Origin of the sequence: Bacillus arachidis, from assembly GCF_030285945.1 — a bacterium.
Lineage (GTDB): Bacteria > Bacillota > Bacilli > Bacillales > Bacillaceae_G > Bacillus_A > Bacillus_A arachidis.
Window position 1 is genome coordinate 523,727 of the sequence record NZ_CP127376.1, and the last position, 19,184, is coordinate 542,910.

General features: G+C 41.5%; 10 protein-coding genes, 15 tRNA genes and 3 rRNA genes. 25 read left to right on the plus strand and 3 right to left on the minus strand.

Annotated elements, in window-relative coordinates; translation table 11 throughout:
• Positions 1 to 234: 234 nt before the first annotated feature.
• Together QRY57_RS04345 and hemL are read right to left on the minus strand one after the other, a co-directional pair.
• Complete coding sequence (locus QRY57_RS04345; RefSeq protein WP_286016742.1) at positions 235 to 4,671, minus strand: glutamate synthase-related protein; 4,437 nt, start codon at positions 4,669 to 4,671, stop codon at positions 235 to 237.
• Between the two features lie 203 nt (positions 4,672 to 4,874).
• Complete coding sequence (hemL, locus tag QRY57_RS04350) at positions 4,875 to 6,170, minus strand: glutamate-1-semialdehyde-2,1-aminomutase (RefSeq protein ID WP_026592534.1); 1,296 nt, start codon at positions 6,168 to 6,170, stop codon at positions 4,875 to 4,877.
• Positions 6,171 to 6,297: 127 nt separating this feature from the next.
• Here hemL and QRY57_RS04355 point away from each other — a divergent pair, with 127 nt between their 5' ends.
• The 6 genes from QRY57_RS04355 to perR all read left to right on the plus strand — a co-directional run bounded on the left by QRY57_RS04355 (position 6,298) and on the right by perR (position 10,606).
• Positions 6,298 to 7,311, plus strand: a complete 1,014-nt coding sequence (locus QRY57_RS04355; protein WP_208018677.1) for an ABC transporter ATP-binding protein — start codon at positions 6,298 to 6,300, stop codon at positions 7,309 to 7,311.
• Entirely contained in the window at positions 7,304 to 8,095 is a 792-nt protein-coding gene (locus QRY57_RS04360; protein WP_026592536.1) for an ABC transporter permease, read from the plus strand. Before QRY57_RS04355 ends, QRY57_RS04360 begins: the two co-directional genes overlap by 8 nt.
• A 4-nt stretch (positions 8,096 to 8,099) precedes the next feature.
• Positions 8,100 to 8,885 (plus strand): ABC transporter permease, encoded by a 786-nt coding sequence (locus QRY57_RS04365; RefSeq protein WP_208018679.1) that lies wholly within the window; start codon positions 8,100 to 8,102, stop codon positions 8,883 to 8,885.
• Positions 8,886 to 8,955: 70 nt separating this feature from the next.
• On the plus strand, positions 8,956 to 9,360 hold the full coding sequence (locus QRY57_RS04370; RefSeq protein WP_286016743.1) for a potassium channel family protein: 405 nt from the start codon (positions 8,956 to 8,958) through the stop codon (positions 9,358 to 9,360).
• 45 nt (positions 9,361 to 9,405) lie between these two features.
• Complete coding sequence (gene bcp, locus QRY57_RS04375) at positions 9,406 to 9,861, plus strand: thioredoxin-dependent thiol peroxidase (RefSeq protein WP_286016744.1); 456 nt, start codon at positions 9,406 to 9,408, stop codon at positions 9,859 to 9,861.
• Positions 9,862 to 10,177: 316 nt separating this feature from the next.
• Positions 10,178 to 10,606, plus strand: a complete 429-nt coding sequence (perR, locus tag QRY57_RS04380; protein ID WP_170833688.1) for a peroxide-responsive transcriptional repressor PerR — start codon at positions 10,178 to 10,180, stop codon at positions 10,604 to 10,606.
• A gap of 62 nt (positions 10,607 to 10,668) precedes the next feature.
• Here the strand turns inward: perR and QRY57_RS04385 are convergent, their stop codons facing one another.
• Positions 10,669 to 11,025 carry a YgzB family protein gene (locus QRY57_RS04385; protein WP_026592541.1) on the minus strand — a complete coding sequence of 119 codons (357 nt, stop codon included), beginning with the start codon at positions 11,023 to 11,025 and terminating at the stop codon, positions 10,669 to 10,671.
• A 344-nt stretch (positions 11,026 to 11,369) separates the two neighbouring features.
• Here QRY57_RS04385 and QRY57_RS04390 point away from each other — a divergent pair.
• The 19 genes from QRY57_RS04390 (at position 11,370) to QRY57_RS04480 (ending at position 19,020) form a co-directional block, all read left to right on the plus strand.
• A 16S ribosomal RNA gene (locus tag QRY57_RS04390) occupies positions 11,370 to 12,920 on the plus strand.
• 145 nt (positions 12,921 to 13,065) lie between these two features.
• Positions 13,066 to 15,986: ribosomal RNA gene (locus tag QRY57_RS04395) — 23S ribosomal RNA — on the plus strand.
• 101 nt (positions 15,987 to 16,087) lie between these two features.
• A 5S ribosomal RNA gene (gene rrf, locus QRY57_RS04400) occupies positions 16,088 to 16,203 on the plus strand.
• The 16S, 23S and 5S rRNA genes sit together here with 15 tRNA genes alongside, the layout of an rRNA operon.
• A 9-nt stretch (positions 16,204 to 16,212) precedes the next feature.
• Positions 16,213 to 16,287, plus strand: a tRNA-Asn gene (locus tag QRY57_RS04405).
• Between the two features lie 5 nt (positions 16,288 to 16,292).
• Positions 16,293 to 16,384, plus strand: a tRNA-Ser gene (locus QRY57_RS04410).
• 10 nt (positions 16,385 to 16,394) lie between these two features.
• Positions 16,395 to 16,469 (plus strand) — tRNA-Glu (locus QRY57_RS04415).
• A 4-nt stretch (positions 16,470 to 16,473) separates the two neighbouring features.
• A tRNA-Val gene (locus tag QRY57_RS04420) sits at positions 16,474 to 16,549 on the plus strand.
• Between the two features lie 30 nt (positions 16,550 to 16,579).
• Positions 16,580 to 16,656 (plus strand) — tRNA-Met (locus QRY57_RS04425).
• Positions 16,657 to 16,659: 3 nt separating this feature from the next.
• Positions 16,660 to 16,735, plus strand: a tRNA-Asp gene (locus QRY57_RS04430).
• 9 nt (positions 16,736 to 16,744) lie between these two features.
• Positions 16,745 to 16,820: transfer RNA gene (locus QRY57_RS04435), tRNA-Phe, on the plus strand.
• A 15-nt stretch (positions 16,821 to 16,835) separates the two neighbouring features.
• Positions 16,836 to 16,911 (plus strand) — tRNA-Thr (locus tag QRY57_RS04440).
• 10 nt (positions 16,912 to 16,921) lie between these two features.
• Positions 16,922 to 17,005: transfer RNA gene (locus QRY57_RS04445), tRNA-Tyr, on the plus strand.
• Between the two features lie 14 nt (positions 17,006 to 17,019).
• Positions 17,020 to 17,093 (plus strand) — tRNA-Trp (locus tag QRY57_RS04450).
• 15 nt (positions 17,094 to 17,108) lie between these two features.
• A tRNA-His gene (locus QRY57_RS04455) sits at positions 17,109 to 17,184 on the plus strand.
• A gap of 112 nt (positions 17,185 to 17,296) precedes the next feature.
• Positions 17,297 to 17,371: transfer RNA gene (locus QRY57_RS04460), tRNA-Gln, on the plus strand.
• A 5-nt stretch (positions 17,372 to 17,376) separates the two neighbouring features.
• Positions 17,377 to 17,451: transfer RNA gene (locus QRY57_RS04465), tRNA-Gly, on the plus strand.
• Positions 17,452 to 17,461: 10 nt separating this feature from the next.
• A tRNA-Cys gene (locus QRY57_RS04470) sits at positions 17,462 to 17,532 on the plus strand.
• 10 nt (positions 17,533 to 17,542) lie between these two features.
• Positions 17,543 to 17,624 (plus strand) — tRNA-Leu (locus QRY57_RS04475).
• Positions 17,625 to 18,300: 676 nt separating this feature from the next.
• Positions 18,301 to 19,020 carry a YebC/PmpR family DNA-binding transcriptional regulator gene (locus QRY57_RS04480; RefSeq protein ID WP_017149848.1) on the plus strand — a complete coding sequence of 240 codons (720 nt, stop codon included), beginning with the start codon at positions 18,301 to 18,303 and terminating at the stop codon, positions 19,018 to 19,020.
• Positions 19,021 to 19,184: the final 164 nt, after the last annotated feature.

Genomic DNA, 19,184 nt, shown 5'->3' on the forward strand with positions numbered 1-19,184 from the left:
ACAATATGTTAGCAAGTGATATTTTAGTGATATTTTAGTCATATTCAAAATTTGAGTAAAAATAGCCTTCGCATTTCTTCGTTGCTTCGCTAGTAGGGTAAGTTATGTATCCTTCCTTTTGAATCTGCACTTTAGTGAAAAAAGCCCGCTGAAATTTAGCAGGCTTTTAAATGATTATAGATTACTACGGAATACTCACCTCATCGGTTTTAAACGAATGTAATTGAAATTGTATCATTCAGTTGAAATAGATGGATCTGCTTGTTCTTTTTTCGGAATGATTTCATAAAAGTGAAGCTGAATGTCATCTAATAACGGTGTTAAGAGAGCAACTTCTTCATATTGTTCATGCTCATTTAATACGCGAATGTAGTCTAATAATAATTCTGTAATGTCTGTTTCTCCATTTTTGCTAAGTGGACGTAATGTTACGTTTGCTCCTTTTGCGATTCTTCTTCGCAAAGCAGATTCTGTTAAACCGAGTTTAGGCTGATGGCGTAAATAAACGACACCACCGGTCATGCCTGCACAAATCCATGGACCAGGATCGCCAAGAACGAGAGCGCGACCATTTGTCATATATTCAAAAGCGAAGCCTTTAATATTTGCATGAACGCCAAGATTCCCATGTTCTTTTTCTCGAATTGGTTTTGTGATTCTCCCACCGATAATCATATCCGCTCCAGATAAGCGGATGCCAGCACGTGCATCGGCGTTACCTTGCACATATAAAGTTCCTTTTTGTGCACCGTATCCAAATCCTTTTCCGACAGAACCGTTATAATATGCTCCATCTTTTCCTTTTGCTTTTGTAATATAAATGCCGCCACCGAATGATGTTTTTCCGATGCCATCTTGCGCCCCGCCATTTACATGGATAAATAAGTTTTCACTATTGTAGGCACCTAACCCGTTTCCAGGAACAGAGCCATTTGTATATTTTAATGTAATTGGTTCAAGCGTATGATTGTCATATAATTTACTGCGAACGCGGTAGCATGATTCCAGACCACCCATTACGCGTTGATCTACCCCAACACCAACTAGCTCTTTTGATTGGAAAGAGTCAGTTGTTACATAATCTTGTTGCTGTACTCTGTCTGTTATTGTGTGAGACGTACTTTCCAATGTTTGTAATAAATGTTGTAAGTCTAATAGTTCTATTCCTCGCGTTTGTTCTAGTAAATCAGAACGACCAACAATTTCTTGTAAGTTCGTATAGCCGAGCTCACTTGTTAAACGTTTAAGTTCTGTTCCGAAAGTAGTAAATAGGTGTAATAAACCTTCTACAGCTTTTTCCAATTGACGTGGAACAAAACGGCGTAGTCCATGTTCTTTTGCTTGTGCTTCTGATTCAATTTGTGTTGCAATACCAACATGACAAGTATCTAAGTGACAGCCCCGGCACGTTGTACAGCCAATTGCAATCATGGATAAAGTACCGAAGCCAATACGGTTTGCACCAAGAAGCATAACTTTTAGTGCATCGTTTACACTCCGAATACCACCATCTGCCCAAATTTCTACGTTCTGTCTCATATTTGCTTCTAATAGAGCGTTATGAGCAGCTTTTACTCCAATTTCAACTGGAAGGCCTACATGCTGAAGGGCATGAATACGTGCAGCACCCGTGCCGCCATCAAATCCGCTAATATTAATAAAATCAGCACCAGCCTTTGCGATTCCTACAGCAATTGTTCCAATGTTAGGGACAACTGGAACTTTGACAGCGACTTTTGCAAGTTGATTGGCTGTCTTAATTTCCGTAATAATTTGCGCCAAGTCTTCAATTGAGTAAATATCATGATTATTGGACGGAGAAATTAAGTCTGAACCAATTGTTGCGTTACGTGCTTCTGCAATTTTGGAAGTTACTTTTGAACCCGGCAAATGTCCACCTTCACCAGGTTTTGCTCCTTGCCCAATCTTAATCTCAATTAAATTTGATGAGTTTAACAGTTCGGCATTCACACCAAAACGTCCTGACGCAATTTGTTGACCACGTGTATGTGGATATTTACCAATCATATCTTTAATTTCGCCGCCTTCACCGTTTAAACTAATCATATTGAGACGGTCTGCTGCTTCTGCATAGGCGCGGAATGCAATTTCATTTTGAGAGCCAAATGACATGGAACTAATAATAAATGGTAAGTCATGATTTTTTACGCTAATTGAAACGCGCTCAGTTGACACTGGTTGCTCTGCTGCTTTCATTTGGATAAGATGGCGAATTGCAATTGGGTTCTTATCTTCTACTTCCGCTAATTTCTCACGATAATTATCGTAAGCATTCCCTTTTGCGACATCACCAATTGCTTTCCAAATGCGAGGGAATACATGAAATGTTTTTCGCATTCTAACTTTTGGATTGTTATAATCAAGTGCCCGGACTTTCGCATCTTCTGCTAAAGATTCAAGTGAAAACGCTACAGTACGTGATCCTAAAAAGTTTGTAATCTGCAGTATGTTTGCAATTTCTTCGTGTAAACCAATTGAAGAGAAGAGACGGCCATAACCGCGCAGTTCATGAATGCCGATAGTTGAAATCACTTTTTCAAGTCCTTTGTTTAGCGCTTTATATAAATTAGAAATTGGTATCGTTGTCCCATCGTTTACGGTTGCAAACATTAAATATGGATTAATAACATCAGCACCTAATCCATATAGTGTAACAATGTCATGTAAAGAACGAAGAGCACCGGATCTTACAACAATGGAGCATTTGCGTCGTAATTTATGTTCAGTAAGTTCTTGCTGTACTTTAGCTGTAACTAAATGTGGATCAATCCATAATTGTTCATTTTGATGAGCTTTTGCATCATCAAGTAATAGTAGAGAAGCTCCTTTTTTGATAGCAGCTGTAGCTTCGGTGCTAATTCGATTTAATGCATCATGTAAAGTTTCCGATGCTGGAAAGGTAACGGATAACCTGTAGACTGTGCTATGAGTTGCAAATAGATGTATCAGTTGTTCATATGAGGTGATTTCTAAATCTTCTGATACAGATTGCGCTAAAGCACCTTCTATTATAATTGGTGACAAAAGTTCAGTAACAAAGGTTTGTTGTCCACCGCTAAATAAGCTAGGCCGCTCCCCCAGTACTGTACGTGTAGAGAAGTGTTCAACCTCCCTGTCACGGTCGATCGCTGGGTTTGTAACAACAGCAACACTCTCTTTTATAAAATCAGCGATGTTTCGTCTGTCTGGATCAAGTGCAGCTAGAGGGGCATCATGTCCGAGTGAACGAATTGGTTCAACGCCTTTTGTTGCCATTTGCTCAAGAAGTTGGATATGTTCACGATCCCATCCGAAAGCTACATATTGCTCTGTTTCAACTTGAGAAAGGTTAGATAACCCTTCAATTTTTTCCACAGCTGGAGTAGATAAGTTGAAATGATAATCTGAAAAATGAATGTGTTGTTTCATTCGTTTATATACTTCTTCTTGATATGTTTCATATTCGTAGAGAACAAGGTCACCTTGGGGGTTCCACTTTAAACCTACTTTTTCTCCAGGGGCAAGTGACTTTGGTTCTGCTACGTATTCAGATGGTGATACAACACCTGGTTCGGAAGAAAAGACATAGGAACTTTCTGTTTCAATTTTCCAAACAGGTCTTAAACCAAGTGAATCTACACTAAAAACGGCTTCATCTTTATAACGTGAAATAATGCCGGCTGGTCCTTGGGCGAAATGTCCCCATGCTTCACGAATATACGTATATAAATCTTGCATATGTGGCTCGTATAATTTAATCTCATTAATAATTGGTGGAAATAATATATCCATTGCTTCAAATAGACTGTAGTTGTAGCGAACGAGAAGAGTTTCTAAGGTGCGGTTTAAATCTTGAGAATCACTGCCTCCGGCAGTAAGTGGTACATCAATCATTTCAGCTTGATCACGTAACTTGGAAATTGTATTAATTTCACCATTATGCCCAAGGATGCTAAATGGTTGTACGCGAAAAAAATTAGATAATGTATTTGTAGAATAGCGATTATGTCCAAGGGTCATCGTTGATGCAATAAGTGGATGTTGCAAATCGTCATAATAGGCAACAAGTGTATCGCCAGCACCAAGAACTTTATACACAACATGGTCGTGACTTAACGATGCAACATGAATTGCTGTATTTTTCTCTATATCGATCGTTAAAGCGAATAGTACTTGATTGATGTCTTCAGTTGGTGTTTCTGAAAGAATGGCAATTTGCCAAAATAAAGGCTCTTCTTGTTTACCAAGAGGACCAAGGGCATCAGAGTTTATCACATCATCACTTTCGAAAATAACAGTGAGATTTTTCTTGTTTAATTTATTATGAATACTGTTTTTTAAGAGTGTAGGATCTTCTTTTTTGTTTAGAAAAAAATGTCCAACGATAAAGTGGGGATGATCCACAATCGCTGGATTATATCCGCTATTTTTTAATTTTTCTTTCCAAAGGGCTTTCGGTAAGTCGATATGAACGCCAATACCATCGCCTTCACCATTAATAAAGCCGGCGCGATGATTCATTTTTACAAGTGATTGTATACACAGATCGATGTTTTCTTTTGTTGGCACATTATGTTTTTCCATAACGGAAACGATTCCACACGCATCGTGTTCTGCATTTACGTAATCTCGAAATAAAGACGGTGACCATTTATTTGTATTGTTAGGCATCCGTCAATCCCCCCTCTGTTGTGAAGTTGTGAATAATCTGATTTTTAAAAGGCGTATATTGCCTTATAGACAACAAATGAATATAAAATTCGAAATAAAACAGATAATTATGAATAATTATACTATTGATGTGCGATTTATGAAATAGAAAAAAGAAAAAAATAGAGGGCATCCTCTATTTTTTTCTTTTGAATGTGTATTTTTTAGGCGTTTGCTAAGGCAGCAAATGCCTTGCCGACAGCTTCGACTGTATATTCGATATCCTCTTTTGTATGTTCTGTTGTTAAGAACCATGCTTCATATTTAGATGGAGCTAAGTTAATTCCTTCATTAAGCATAAGTTTGAAGAATTTGCCGAACATTTCTCCATCTGTATTTTGAGCAGCGTCATAGTCTTCAATTGTATCTGTTGTGAAGTAAACAGTTAATGCGCCTTTTAGACGGTTTACTGTAATATCGATATTATGTTTTGTAGCTTGTTCTAAAATACCTTTTTCAAGCATTGCTCCAAGCTCATCTAGTTTTTCGTATACACCTTCTTGTTTTAGTACTTCTAGGCATGCGATACCAGCCGCCATAGAAGCTGGATTTCCAGCCATTGTACCAGCTTGGTAAGCAGGACCGAGCGGTGCAACTTGTTCCATAATTTCCTTCTTACCACCATATGCGCCAATTGGAAGACCGCCGCCGATTACTTTACCAAGTGCTGTTAAATCCGGTGTTACGCCAAGTAAATCTTGAGCACCGCCGTACATAAAGCGGAAAGCTGTGATTACTTCATCATAAATAACAAGTGCGCCAGCTTCGTGGACAAGCTCATTTACTTTTTCTAGGAAGCCAGGTTTAGGCTCTACAATTCCGAAATTCCCAACGATTGGTTCTACAAGAATAGCTGCTACTTCATGTCCCCATTTATCTAGTGCCTCTTTTAATGTTTCCACGTTATTAAATGGAACGGTAATAACTTCCTGTGCAATACTTTGCGGTACACCAGCAGAATCAGGAGTACCAAGAGTAGAAGGGCCAGAACCAGCTGCTACAAGAACTAAGTCTGAATGACCGTGGTAGCAACCAGCAAATTTCATAATTTTTGTACGACCTGTATAAGCACGAGCTACGCGAATTGTTGTCATAACAGATTCCGTACCAGAGTTTACGAAACGAACTTTATCTAAAGCTGGCATTGCTTCTTTTAGCATTTTCGCAAATTTTACTTCTAGAGCTGTTGGTGTTCCGTATAATACACCATTTTCAGCTGCGATTTTGATTGCTTCTGTTACGTGAGGATGAGCGTGACCTGTAATGATCGGACCGTATGCTGCTAAATAATCGATATATTTGTTACCATCTACATCCCAAAAATAAGCACCCTTTCCGCGTTCCATTGCAACAGGTGCCCCACCACCAACTGCTTTAAAAGAACGAGAAGGACTGTTAACACCACCAACGATATGTTCTAACGCTTCTTTATGTAATGCTTCTGATTTTGTGAAATTCACTACAATTCATCTCCTTACAAAAATCTATGTATTATTCTAACATGTTTTTCAAAAAGACGTATTGTTTGTGATAGGAATGGCAGTTGGGTAAACTATTCGTTGTGGTATCGAGGAAGGGGGGCCGATTATGAAATCGGTAATTGAAGTACAAGGATTACGCAAAGAATTTACAGCGTATTCAAGTCGTTCTGGTTTAAAAGGTGCATTTCGCGATTTATTAAATCGTAATTATAAAATCGTACCAGCAGTTAATGATGTTTCCTTTACTGTAAAACAAGGAGAAATGGTTGGTTATATCGGTGAGAATGGCGCGGGTAAATCTACAACTATTAAAATGTTAACTGGAATTTTAACACCGACGTCTGGTCAGATTATAGTAAATGGTATGAACCCACATAAACAGCGAGAAGAATTTGTAAGAACAATTGGTGTTGTATTTGGTCAACGTTCGCAACTTTGGTGGGATATTGCAGTACAAGAATCATTTCGTTTATTAAAGAAAGTGTATGGTGTATCGGACGCGCAATATAATGAACATATGGAGCACGTTATTGAAACGTTAGATATTGGGCCTTTGTTAGATAAGCCAGTAAGAAAGTTATCGCTTGGTCAAAGAATGCGTTGTGAATTAGCAGCGGCATTAATTCATAATCCACCGCTTTTATTTTTAGACGAGCCAACCATTGGACTAGATGTTCTTGTAAAGTTAAAAATCCGTGAGTTTTTAAAGGAAATGAATGAACGTTATAAAACAACAATTTTATTAACGACGCATGATATTACTGACATTGAAGCTTTATGTGAACGTGTGATTATGCTGGATGAAGGAAGCATTATGTATGATGGATCATTAGAAAAACTTCGTTCGCAGTGGGGAGCAGAAAAAGAGATACATTTTCAATTTACTGCACCTGTTTCATATCAACAATTATCAGTGCTAATGCCTGATGATCATGTAGTTTGGTCGCAGGGGAAAGAAGAATATACATGGATTGCGAAAATACCCAATGAAGAAGTTGTAATTTCTATGCTCATTTCCAAAGTGGTCCAAGCTTTTCAAATTAAAGATTTGAAAATTAATGAAGTGTCGACAGAAGAAATTATCCGTAATATTTATGAAGAGGGTATGATTCATGGGTAAGTATATTGAAATGATTCGGATTCGTTTTTTAATGATGCTTGCTTACCGAACGAACTACTATAGTGGAATTTTAATTTATACAATTAATATCGGAGCATATTATTTTTTATGGCAAGCCATCTACAGTGGGAAAGAGAATATTGAAAGCTTATCAATTTCTCAGATGACAACATATATTGCTATTGCATGGATGGCTCGGGCTTTTTACTTTAATAACATTGACAGAGAAATTGCGATGGAAATTCAAGAGGGACGTGTAGCTGTTGAATTAATTCGTCCATACAATTATTTAGGAATGAAAGTTATGCAAGGTCTTGGAGAGGGAATCTTCCGTTTTGCTTTCTTTTCTATTCCCGGCATGATTATTGTTACACTGTTATTTTCATTGCAAATTACAACAAATTTTCAAACCTGGCTGTGGTTTTTCCTATCGTTAATATTCAGCTTTATTATTAATACGCAAATTAATTTAATGACAGGCATGCTTACTTTTTTCTTATTTAATAATAGTGGGATTATGTATGCAAAACGTGTGGTTATCGATTTATTTTCAGGTTTATTACTACCCATTAGCTTTTATCCTTTATGGGCACAAAAAGCAATGGTATTTTTACCATTTCAAGCAATCAGTTATATTCCGAGTATGATTTTCTCTGAGGGAATACAGGGAAGTAAGTTGTATCAGGCTTTATTATTTCAAATGATTTGGGCAGTTGTACTTATTGTTCCAATTGTGCTGATGTGGAAAACGGCGAGAAAACGCCTAATTGTACAAGGGGGATGATGGGATGCTGTATATAAAACTGTTTTTGCAATATGCAAGCCAATATATAAAAACGAAACTCGAGTATCGTGGTGATTTTATTGTTGGATTATTATCTGATTTACTATTACAAGCTGTTAATTTAATTTTTATTCTTGTTGTTTTCGGACATACACAAGCGTTAAAAGGATGGAACCGAGAAGAAGTTATCTTTATTTATGGCTTTTTCTTAGTACCGTTTGCTATCTTTTCTGCTTTCTTTAATATATGGGATTTTAATGATCGTTACATTATTAAGGGAGAAATGGATCGTGTTTTAACAAGACCGATTCATAGTTTATTCCAAATTATATTAGAGCGAATGGAACTGGAGTCTTTAATTGGTGCAGTTACTGGGATCATTGTAATGGGATATGCGGCAGTAGAGCTGCATTTATCCTTTTATTGGTATGATTACTTTTTGTTCTTGTTCATGGTAGCAGGAGGTGCTCTTGTGTATGGTGGGATATTTGTAACGCTTGCAAGTATTGGCTTTTGGTCAGATGCGAAAAGCTCTATTATGCCGCTTATGTATAACATTGGGAATTATGGGCGATATCCTGTAAATATTTATAATCGTGTGATTCGATTTGTGTTAACGTTTGTATTGCCATTTGCATTTGTGGGTGTGTATCCAGCGGCGTATTTTCTTAGAAAGACAGAATGGAACAGTTATGCGTTTGCGACACCATTTGTTGGTGTGATTTGTTTTGCGATTGCAATCACACTTTGGAATCAAGGTGTGAAAAGATACCGCGGTGCCGGGAACTAAATAGAGGATTATCAGTTTCTATGGGATAAATTATGTATTGTCCTCATACATATGAGATGAGGTGGAGGACATGTTATGGGGACTTATTTTATTCATTGCAGCAATGGCTGTGTTAAGAAGTATTCAAATATTATGGAGCTCATACCCAGATTCGAAGCGTTACTTTTCTTTGTATAATCTGACTGTATTATTTCTAATTTATACAACAGTACTTATCGCATTTGGATTAAGTTATGTTGTATTAGAGGAAAGTGGCTTTTCCGTCTTAAGAGAAGACGGGAAAAGCTTAAATGTTCATTCTTTCCAGCTGGTAGAAGTATGCTTATATTTTAGTGCGGTTACTTTATTATCAGTTGGATATGGTGATGTAACCCCTATTGGAATTGGGCGCTGGATTGCAATTGTTGAAGCGCTGATTGGATATACTTTGCCGTTTGCATTCGTAGTTCGAACCGTGATCGACAATGAAAAATAAGATAACATTTGTTATAGTAGAAGGAAAAGACAAGGAGTGATAAAGATGGTCGCAGTAGGAGAAATGGCACCGGATTTTACACTAGAAGGAAGTAATGGAGAACAGATTAAACTATCTGATTTTCACGGCAAAAATGTAGTATTATATTTTTATCCGAAAGATATGACACCAGGATGTACAACAGAGGCATGTGATTTCCGTGACGCATACGGGTTGTTTCAAGAAAAAGATACAATTATACTGGGGGTAAGTCCAGACCCAGCAAATAGACATTTGAAATTTATTGAAAAACATGATTTGCCATTCTTACTTTTAGTGGATGAAGATCATAAAGTGGCAGAGTTATATGCTGTATGGAAGCTGAAAAAGAATTTTGGAAAAGAGTACATGGGAATCGAAAGATCTACGTTTCTTATCAATAAAGATGGTGAACTTGTAAAAGAGTGGCGCAAAGTAAAGGTGAAAGGGCATATTGAGGACATCCTTTCTTATTTAAATTAAGGTTTTGTATAAGAAGGAACTGAAAAAATTATTATGGTGTAAGTGCTGTGAGGCATGTGTCTATACACTTTTGCTAATGCCTCATATATTAAAAGAGTAGGGCATACCTCCTCAGAAGATAGTATTCCAAGTGCGATTATTTCGCACTTTTTTCTATGTGAATGTATAAAGGATGGACAAACATACATAAAAATAAGGTTAGGTGAAAAATAAACCACATAGTTACAGTTGAAATATTGACGATTGACAAGAAAAGGAGTACACTCTTTATAAGAATTATAAAATAATAATCCGTATAGAATCGGGGTGCATGACGGTGGTCAAAGAAGAATTAAAAGAAGCGCTAGAAATGCTGAAAAATACGGGTGTACGCATTACTCCACAGCGTCATGCTATTTTAGAGTACCTTGTGGAATCTATGACGCACCCAACAGCGGATGAAATTTATAAAGCGCTAGAAGGTAAGTTTCCGAATATGAGTGTTGCAACTGTCTATAATAATTTACGTGTATTTAAAGAGGTAGGGCTTGTAAAGGAACTAACTTATGGAGACGCTTCAAGTAGATTTGATTATGTTACAAGTCAGCATTACCATGTGATTTGTGAAAAGTGTGGTAAGATTGTTGATTTTCCTTATGGAGGTTTGGAAAAACTTGAAGATGAAGCTGCACAAGCAACAGGCTTCGTTATTAATAGTCATCGTCTAGAGATTTATGGCGTATGTCCAGAGTGTCATAAGGCGTAATATATAATGAAAAAAGAGACTGACGGTTACGTCGGCCTCTTTTTTCATTATATGCACCTATTTTATGCCTTGTAGTTCTTTTTATTGTACTTCTCATCAAACTCTTTTCCTTCTAGAGTACGATCAAGCGTTAAGGGTTGATTGCAGTGCATACATGCATCTACTCGTCCGAGCATTTTTGTAGGTTTGTTACAACTTGGGCACATGATTTGCACAGTTTTTGTAGATAACATACCAATCCAAAAGTAAACGACAGTGCTAGCGATAACTGCGAAAAAGCCAACCATCATAAGAATGGTCATAATAATAATATTTTCCCGGAAAAATACACCTAAGTATGCAATGAAGAGTCCAATAAATACTAAACTTAATGCGAAAGTCCGAATTTTATTGATCTTGTTCGAATATTTAATCCCCATTCCCATCACGCTCCTATAGCAATAATATAACATACAATTTTGAATTTTTCGTTTAAAAGAAGTAGTGGTCAGTAAAAAGATGAAAAGGAAAAGAGATAAGCGGGATGTGAAATTTTTTTTATAAAAAGTATTGACCGTATATAACCTGCATGATATATTAATAACCGTCGCTGATGCGAAACAGCAGGAAGCGAAAAAGAAATTGAAAAACTTAGTTGACATCGAAATACAAAGATGTTAACATGAGGAAGTCGCAAATGAGCGACAAACGAGTTCTTTGAAAACTGAACGAAACAAACAACGTGAAACGTCAATTTTTATTTTAGATGCTAGACAAACTAACTTTATTGGAGAGTTTGATCCTGGCTCAGGATGAACGCTGGCGGCGTGCCTAATACATGCAAGTCGAGCGAACCGATTAAGAGCTTGCTCTTATGAAGTTAGCGGCGGACGGGTGAGTAACACGTGGGTAACCTGCCCATAAGACTGGGATAACTCCGGGAAACCGGGGCTAATACCGGATAACATTTTGCGCTGCATGGCGCGAAATTGAAAGGCGGCTTCGGCTGTCACTTATGGATGGACCCGCGTCGCATTAGCTAGTTGGTGAGGTAACGGCTCACCAAGGCAACGATGCGTAGCCGACCTGAGAGGGTGATCGGCCACACTGGGACTGAGACACGGCCCAGACTCCTACGGGAGGCAGCAGTAGGGAATCTTCCGCAATGGACGAAAGTCTGACGGAGCAACGCCGCGTGAGTGATGAAGGCTTTCGGGTCGTAAAACTCTGTTGTTAGGGAAGAACAAGTGCTAGTTGAATAAGCTGGCACCTTGACGGTACCTAACCAGAAAGCCACGGCTAACTACGTGCCAGCAGCCGCGGTAATACGTAGGTGGCAAGCGTTATCCGGAATTATTGGGCGTAAAGCGCGCGCAGGTGGTTTCTTAAGTCTGATGTGAAAGCCCACGGCTCAACCGTGGAGGGTCATTGGAAACTGGGAGACTTGAGTGCAGAAGAGGAAAGTGGAATTCCATGTGTAGCGGTGAAATGCGTAGAGATATGGAGGAACACCAGTGGCGAAGGCGACTTTCTGGTCTGTAACTGACACTGAGGCGCGAAAGCGTGGGGAGCAAACAGGATTAGATACCCTGGTAGTCCACGCCGTAAACGATGAGTGCTAAGTGTTAGAGGGTTTCCGCCCTTTAGTGCTGAAGTTAACGCATTAAGCACTCCGCCTGGGGAGTACGGCCGCAAGGCTGAAACTCAAAGGAATTGACGGGGGCCCGCACAAGCGGTGGAGCATGTGGTTTAATTCGAAGCAACGCGAAGAACCTTACCAGGTCTTGACATCCTCTGACAACCCTAGAGATAGGGCTTCCCCTTCGGGGGCAGAGTGACAGGTGGTGCATGGTTGTCGTCAGCTCGTGTCGTGAGATGTTGGGTTAAGTCCCGCAACGAGCGCAACCCTTGATCTTAGTTGCCATCATTAAGTTGGGCACTCTAAGGTGACTGCCGGTGACAAACCGGAGGAAGGTGGGGATGACGTCAAATCATCATGCCCCTTATGACCTGGGCTACACACGTGCTACAATGGACGGTACAAAGAGCTGCAAGACCGCGAGGTGGAGCTAATCTCATAAAACCGTTCTCAGTTCGGATTGTAGGCTGCAACTCGCCTACATGAAGCTGGAATCGCTAGTAATCGCGGATCAGCATGCCGCGGTGAATACGTTCCCGGGCCTTGTACACACCGCCCGTCACACCACGAGAGTTTGTAACACCCGAAGTCGGTGGGGTAACCTTTTGGAGCCAGCCGCCTAAGGTGGGACAGATGATTGGGGTGAAGTCGTAACAAGGTAGCCGTATCGGAAGGTGCGGCTGGATCACCTCCTTTCTATGGAGAATTGATGAACGCTGTTCATCAATATAAGTTTCCGTGTTTCGTTTTGTTCAGTTTTGAGAGAACTATCTCTCAGAAATAAATGTATGTTCTTTGAAAACTAGATAACAGTGTAGCTCATATTTTTTAATTTTAGTTTGGTTAAGTTAGAAAGGGCGCACGGTGGATGCCTTGACACTAGGAGTCGATGAAGGACGGGACTAACGCCGATATGCTTCGGGGAGCTGTAAGTAAGCTTTGATCCGAAGATTTCCGAATGGGGAAACCCACCATACGTAATGGTATGGTATCCTTATCTGAATACATAGGGTAAGGAAGACAGACCCAGGGAACTGAAACATCTAAGTACCTGGAGGAAGAGAAAGCAAATGCGATTTCCTGAGTAGCGGCGAGCGAAACGGAATCTAGCCCAAACCAAGAGGCTTGCCTCTTGGGGTTGTAGGACATTCTATACGGAGTTACAAAGGAACGAGGTAGACGAAGCAGTCTGGAAAGGCTCGTCACAGAGGGTAACAACCCCGTAGTCGAAACTTCGTTCTCTCTTGAATGTATCCTGAGTACGGCGGAACACGTGAAATTCCGTCGGAATCCGGGAGGACCATCTCCCAAGGCTAAATACTCCCTAGTGATCGATAGTGAACCAGTACCGTGAGGGAAAGGTGAAAAGCACCCCGGAAGGGGAGTGAAAGAGATCCTGAAACCGTGTGCCTACAAATAGTCAGAGCCCGTTAACGGGTGATGGCGTGCCTTTTGTAGAATGAACCGGCGAGTTACGATCCCGTGCGAGGTTAAGCTGAAGAGGCGGAGCCGTAGCGAAAGCGAGTCTGAATAGGGCGTTTAGTACGTGGTCGTAGACCCGAAACCAGGTGATCTACCCATGTCCAGGGTGAAGTTCAGGTAACACTGAATGGAGGCCCGAACCCACGCACGTTGAAAAGTGCGGGGATGAGGTGTGGGTAGCGGAGAAATTCCAATCGAACCTGGAGATAGCTGGTTCTCCCCGAAATAGCTTTAGGGCTAGCCTCAAGTGTTAGAGTCTTGGAGGTAGAGCACTGATTGGACTAGGGGTCCTCATCGGATTACCGAATTCAGTCAAACTCCGAATGCCAATGACTTATCCTTGGGAGTCAGACTGCGAGTGATAAGATCCGTAGTCAAAAGGGAAACAGCCCAGACCGCCAGCTAAGGTCCCAAAGTGTGTATTAAGTGGAAAAGGATGTGGAGTTGCTTAGACAACTAGGATGTTGGCTTAGAAGCAGCCACCATTTAAAGAGTGCGTAATAGCTCACTAGTCGAGTGACTCTGCGCCGAAAATGTACCGGGGCTAAATACACCACCGAAGCTGCGGATTGATACTTACGTATCAGTGGTAGGGGAGCGTTCTAAGGACAGTGAAGTCAGACCGGAAGGACTGGTGGAGTGCTTAGAAGTGAGAATGCCGGTATGAGTAGCGAAAGACGGGTGAGAATCCCGTCCACCGAATGCCTAAGGTTTCCTGAGGAAGGCTCGTCCGCTCAGGGTTAGTCAGGACCTAAGCCGAGGCCGACAGGCGTAGGCGATGGACAACAGGTTGATATTCCTGTACCACCTCTTTATCGTTTGAGCAATGGAGGGACGCAGAAGGATAGAAGAAGCGTGCGATTGGTTGTGCACGTCCAAGCAGTTAGGCTGATAAGTAGGCAAATCCGCTTATCGTGAAGGCTGAGCTGTGATGGGGAAGCTCCTTATGGAGCGAAGTCTTTGATTCCCCGCTGCCAAGAAAAGCTTCTAGCGAGATAAAAGGTGCCTGTACCGCAAACCGACACAGGTAGGCGAGGAGAGAATCCTAAGGTGAGCGAGAGAACTCTGGTTAAGGAACTCGGCAAAATGACCCCGTAACTTCGGGAGAAGGGGTGCTTTCTTAACGGAAAGCCGCAGTGAATAGGCCCAAGCGACTGTTTAGCAAAAACACAGGTCTCTGCGAAGCCGTAAGGCGAAGTATAGGGGCTGACACCTGCCCGGTGCTGGAAGGTTAAGGAGAGGGGTTAGCGCAAGCGAAGCTCTGAACTGAAGCCCCAGTAAACGGCGGCCGTAACTATAACGGTCCTAAGGTAGCGAAATTCCTTGTCGGGTAAGTTCCGACCCGCACGAAAGGTGTAACGATTTGGGCACTGTCTCAACCAGAGACTCGGTGAAATTATAGTACCTGTGAAGATGCAGGTTACCCGCGACAGGACGGAAAGACCCCGTGGAGCTTTACTGTAGCCTGATATTGAATTTTGGTACAGCTTGTACAGGATAGGCGGGAGCCTTTGAAGCCGGAGCGCTAGCTTCGGTGGAGGCGCTGGTGGGATACCGCCCTGGCTGTATTGAAATTCTAACCTACGGGTCTTATCGACCCGGGAGACAGTGTCAGGTGGGCAGTTTGACTGGGGCGGTCGCCTCCTAAAGTGTAACGGAGGCGCCCAAAGGTTCCCTCAGAATGGTTGGAAATCATTCGTAGAGTGCAAAGGCATAAGGGAGCTTGACTGCGAGACCTACAAGTCGAGCAGGGACGAAAGTCGGGCTTAGTGATCCGGTGGTTCCGCATGGAAGGGCCATCGCTCAACGGATAAAAGCTACCCCGGGGATAACAGGCTTATCTCCCCCAAGAGTCCACATCGACGGGGAGGTTTGGCACCTCGATGTCGGCTCATCGCATCCTGGGGCTGTAGTCGGTCCCAAGGGTTGGGCTGTTCGCCCATTAAAGCGGTACGCGAGCTGGGTTCAGAACGTCGTGAGACAGTTCGGTCCCTATCCGTCGTGGGCGTAGGAAATTTGAGAGGAGCTGTCCTTAGTACGAGAGGACCGGGATGGACGCACCGCTGGTGTACCAGTTGTTCTGCCAAGGGCATAGCTGGGTAGCTATGTGCGGAAGGGATAAGTGCTGAAAGCATCTAAGCATGAAGCCCCCCTCAAGATGAGATTTCCCATAGCGTAAGCTAGTAAGATCCCTGAAAGATGATCAGGTTGATAGGTTCGAGGTGGAAGCATGGTGACATGTGGAGCTGACGAATACTAATAGATCGAGGACTTAACCATATAATATGAAGCAAATGTTATCTAGTTTTGAGAGAACATAAAAAACTTATTGACTTTTTTAATCAATCAAGTATAATAATGTTTGTCTCGAGTGAATATAGTCTGGTAATGATGGCAGAGAGGTCACACCCGTTCCCATACCGAACACGGAAGTTAAGCTCTCTAGCGCCGATGGTAGTTGGGGCCTTGCCCCTGTGAGAGTAGGACGTTGCCAGGCTAATATCATTCCGCAGTAGCTCAGCGGTAGAGCTATCGGCTGTTAACCGATCGGTCGTAGGTTCGATTCCTACCTGCGGAGCCATGATTGGAGAGCTGTCCGAGTTGGCCGAAGGAGCACGATTGGAAATCGTGTATACGTCACAAGCGTATCAAGGGTTCGAATCCCTTGCTCTCCGCCATGATAATTTTGGCCCGTTGGTCAAGTGGTTAAGACACCGCCCTTTCACGGCGGTAACACGGGTTCGAATCCCGTACGGGTCACCACTTTGGAGGATTAGCTCAGCTGGGAGAGCACCTGCCTTACAAGCAGGGGGTCGGCGGTTCGATCCCGTCATCCTCCACCATATATAAAAATAGTATATGAATAGTATTATCGCGGGGTGGAGCAGTCTGGTAGCTCGTCGGGCTCATAACCCGAAGGTCGCAGGTTCAAATCCTGTCCCCGCAACCAAATGGTCCCGTGGTGTAGTGGTTAACATGCCTGCCTGTCACGCAGGAGATCGCCGGTTCGACCCCGGTCGGGACCGCCATTTATTTCTGGCTCGGTAGCTCAGTCGGTAGAGCAGAGGACTGAAAATCCTCGTGTCGGCGGTTCGATTCCGTCCCGAGCCACCATTTTTAAATAAATACGCCGGCTTAGCTCAATTGGTAGAGCAACTGACTTGTAATCAGTAGGTTGGGGGTTCAAGTCCTCTAGCCGGCACCATGTAAGTTTCGGAGGGGTAGCGAAGTGGCTAAACGCGGCGGACTGTAAATCCGCTCCTTCGGGTTCGGCAGTTCGAATCTGCCCCCCTCCACCATTTACATTTTATATAGGGGTATAGTTTAAAGGTAGAACAGAGGTCTCCAAAACCTCCGGTGTGGGTTCAATTCCTACTACCCCTGCCAAATAAATACAACATGGCGGTTGTGGCGAAGTGGTTAACGCACCGGATTGTGGCTCCGGCATTCGTGGGTTCGATTCCCATCAGTCGCCCCATTTTTTTAAAATTTACAAATTAATTTAACTTTGATAAGATATTTAATGTCTTACTTAAATATTAATTGTAATAAAATAAGAATTGTAAACATATAATGTATTAGTAATTCGATGGGCTATAGCCAAGCGGTAAGGCAACGGACTTTGACTCCGTCATGCGCTGGTTCGAATCCAGCTAGCCCAGCCATTTTTGCGGAAGTAGTTCAGTGGTAGAATACAACCTTGCCAAGGTTGGGGTCGCGGGTTCGAATCCCGTCTTCCGCTCCAAATTTAATATGGCGGCATAGCCAAGTGGTAAGGCAGAGGTCTGCAAAACCTTTACCACCGGTTCGAATCCGGTTGCCGCCTTTCTTATTATGCCGATGTGGCGGAATTGGCAGACGCGCACGACTCAAAATCGTGTTCCTTCGGGAGTGTCGGTTCGACCCCGACCATCGGTATCAAATAACGTGAAAAAAGACTTTAACAGAAATGTTAAAGTCTTTTTTTGGATTTTTTAGCATAGCAAAATAATAGGAGAGCGTGTGCATCGAATCGTGTACGTGAGCAATTATAAGGGAGCGTAATATATAGGTGGAATTTTTATCCCGCTATTTGCGGGCAGTAATACTCCCACCTCAAAACTCAGCGAAAGCATTGTCCAGTTCCAGTGGACAGAATGTTCGATGTTTTCGCTTCTTCCTGCGAGGCAAAAAATACCTCTACGTCAGAAGCTCCATCCTCCTCACATTCTGGACGAGCCACTTCCACTTTTCTTTAAGAAGTTAGGTGGGAGATAAATTGCCCGTAAAAGCCCGATTGGTGAGGGCTAATAATCAGCGGGGGATGAAGCCCCCCACTGATTAAAGTTTCACTTTATCCTGTTATTCGTGAGCAGTATACTAAACAACATTACACTGTAAAATCATGTTATTTGAGTGTTAAACTCGTAATGAATTATAGAATTAAGGTATAATATAATTTGGGAATGAACTAAATTATATCGATGTATATTATGTCAATAATGTGAGTCGATAATGAACTTTTTGTATTTATTTTGAAAAAGTGTTGAATAAACATTATATTTCATATTAATATTTTTTATGTAGATTTAAACGTGAAAGAGAGTGGAACAGAATGGGTCGTAAATGGAATAATATTAAAGACAAAAAAGCATCAAAAGATGCAAATACAAGTCGCGTATACGCTAAATTTGGACGTGAGATTTATGTAGCAGCAAAACAAGGTGAGCCAGATCCAGAATCAAACCAAGCTTTAAAAGTTGTACTTGAGCGTGCAAAAACGTACAGTGTACCAAAAACAATTATTGACCGTGCAATTGAAAAAGCAAAAGGTGGTTCAGAAGAAAATTATGACGAACTTCGTTATGAAGGATTTGGACCAAACGGATCTATGGTAATTGTAGATACACTTACAAATAACGTGAATCGTACTGCAGCAGATGTACGTGCTGCGTTTAGTAAAAACAGTGGTAATATGGGTGTAAATGGATCTGTAGCATATATGTTTGATGCGACAGCTGTTATTGGACTTGAAGGAAAAACTGCAGATGAAGTGCTTGAAATTTTAATGGAAGCAGACGTAGATGCACGTGATATTTTAGAAGAAGAAGAGGCAGTTATCGTTTATGCTGAGCCTGATCAGTTCCATGCGGTACAAGCAGCGCTTAAGGATGCTGGTATTACAGAATTCACAGTTGCTGAACTAACAATGCTTGCACAAAGTGATGTAACACTTTCAGAAGATGCACAAGTACAATTTGAAAAAATGATTGATGCATTGGAAGATTTAGAAGATGTTCAACAAGTCTACCACAATGTAGATTTAGGGGAATAATATATGAAAAAGAGACCTTTTGTTATTTAAAGCAGAGAGTCTCTTTTTTTATTCCATATGAGACATGGAGAATAGATCTTTATGATTTGATAGGAAGATTATAGGTTATTTCAGTTATTATTAATTTAAGAAGGACAAATGATTTGAGGGGTTATCAAATCATT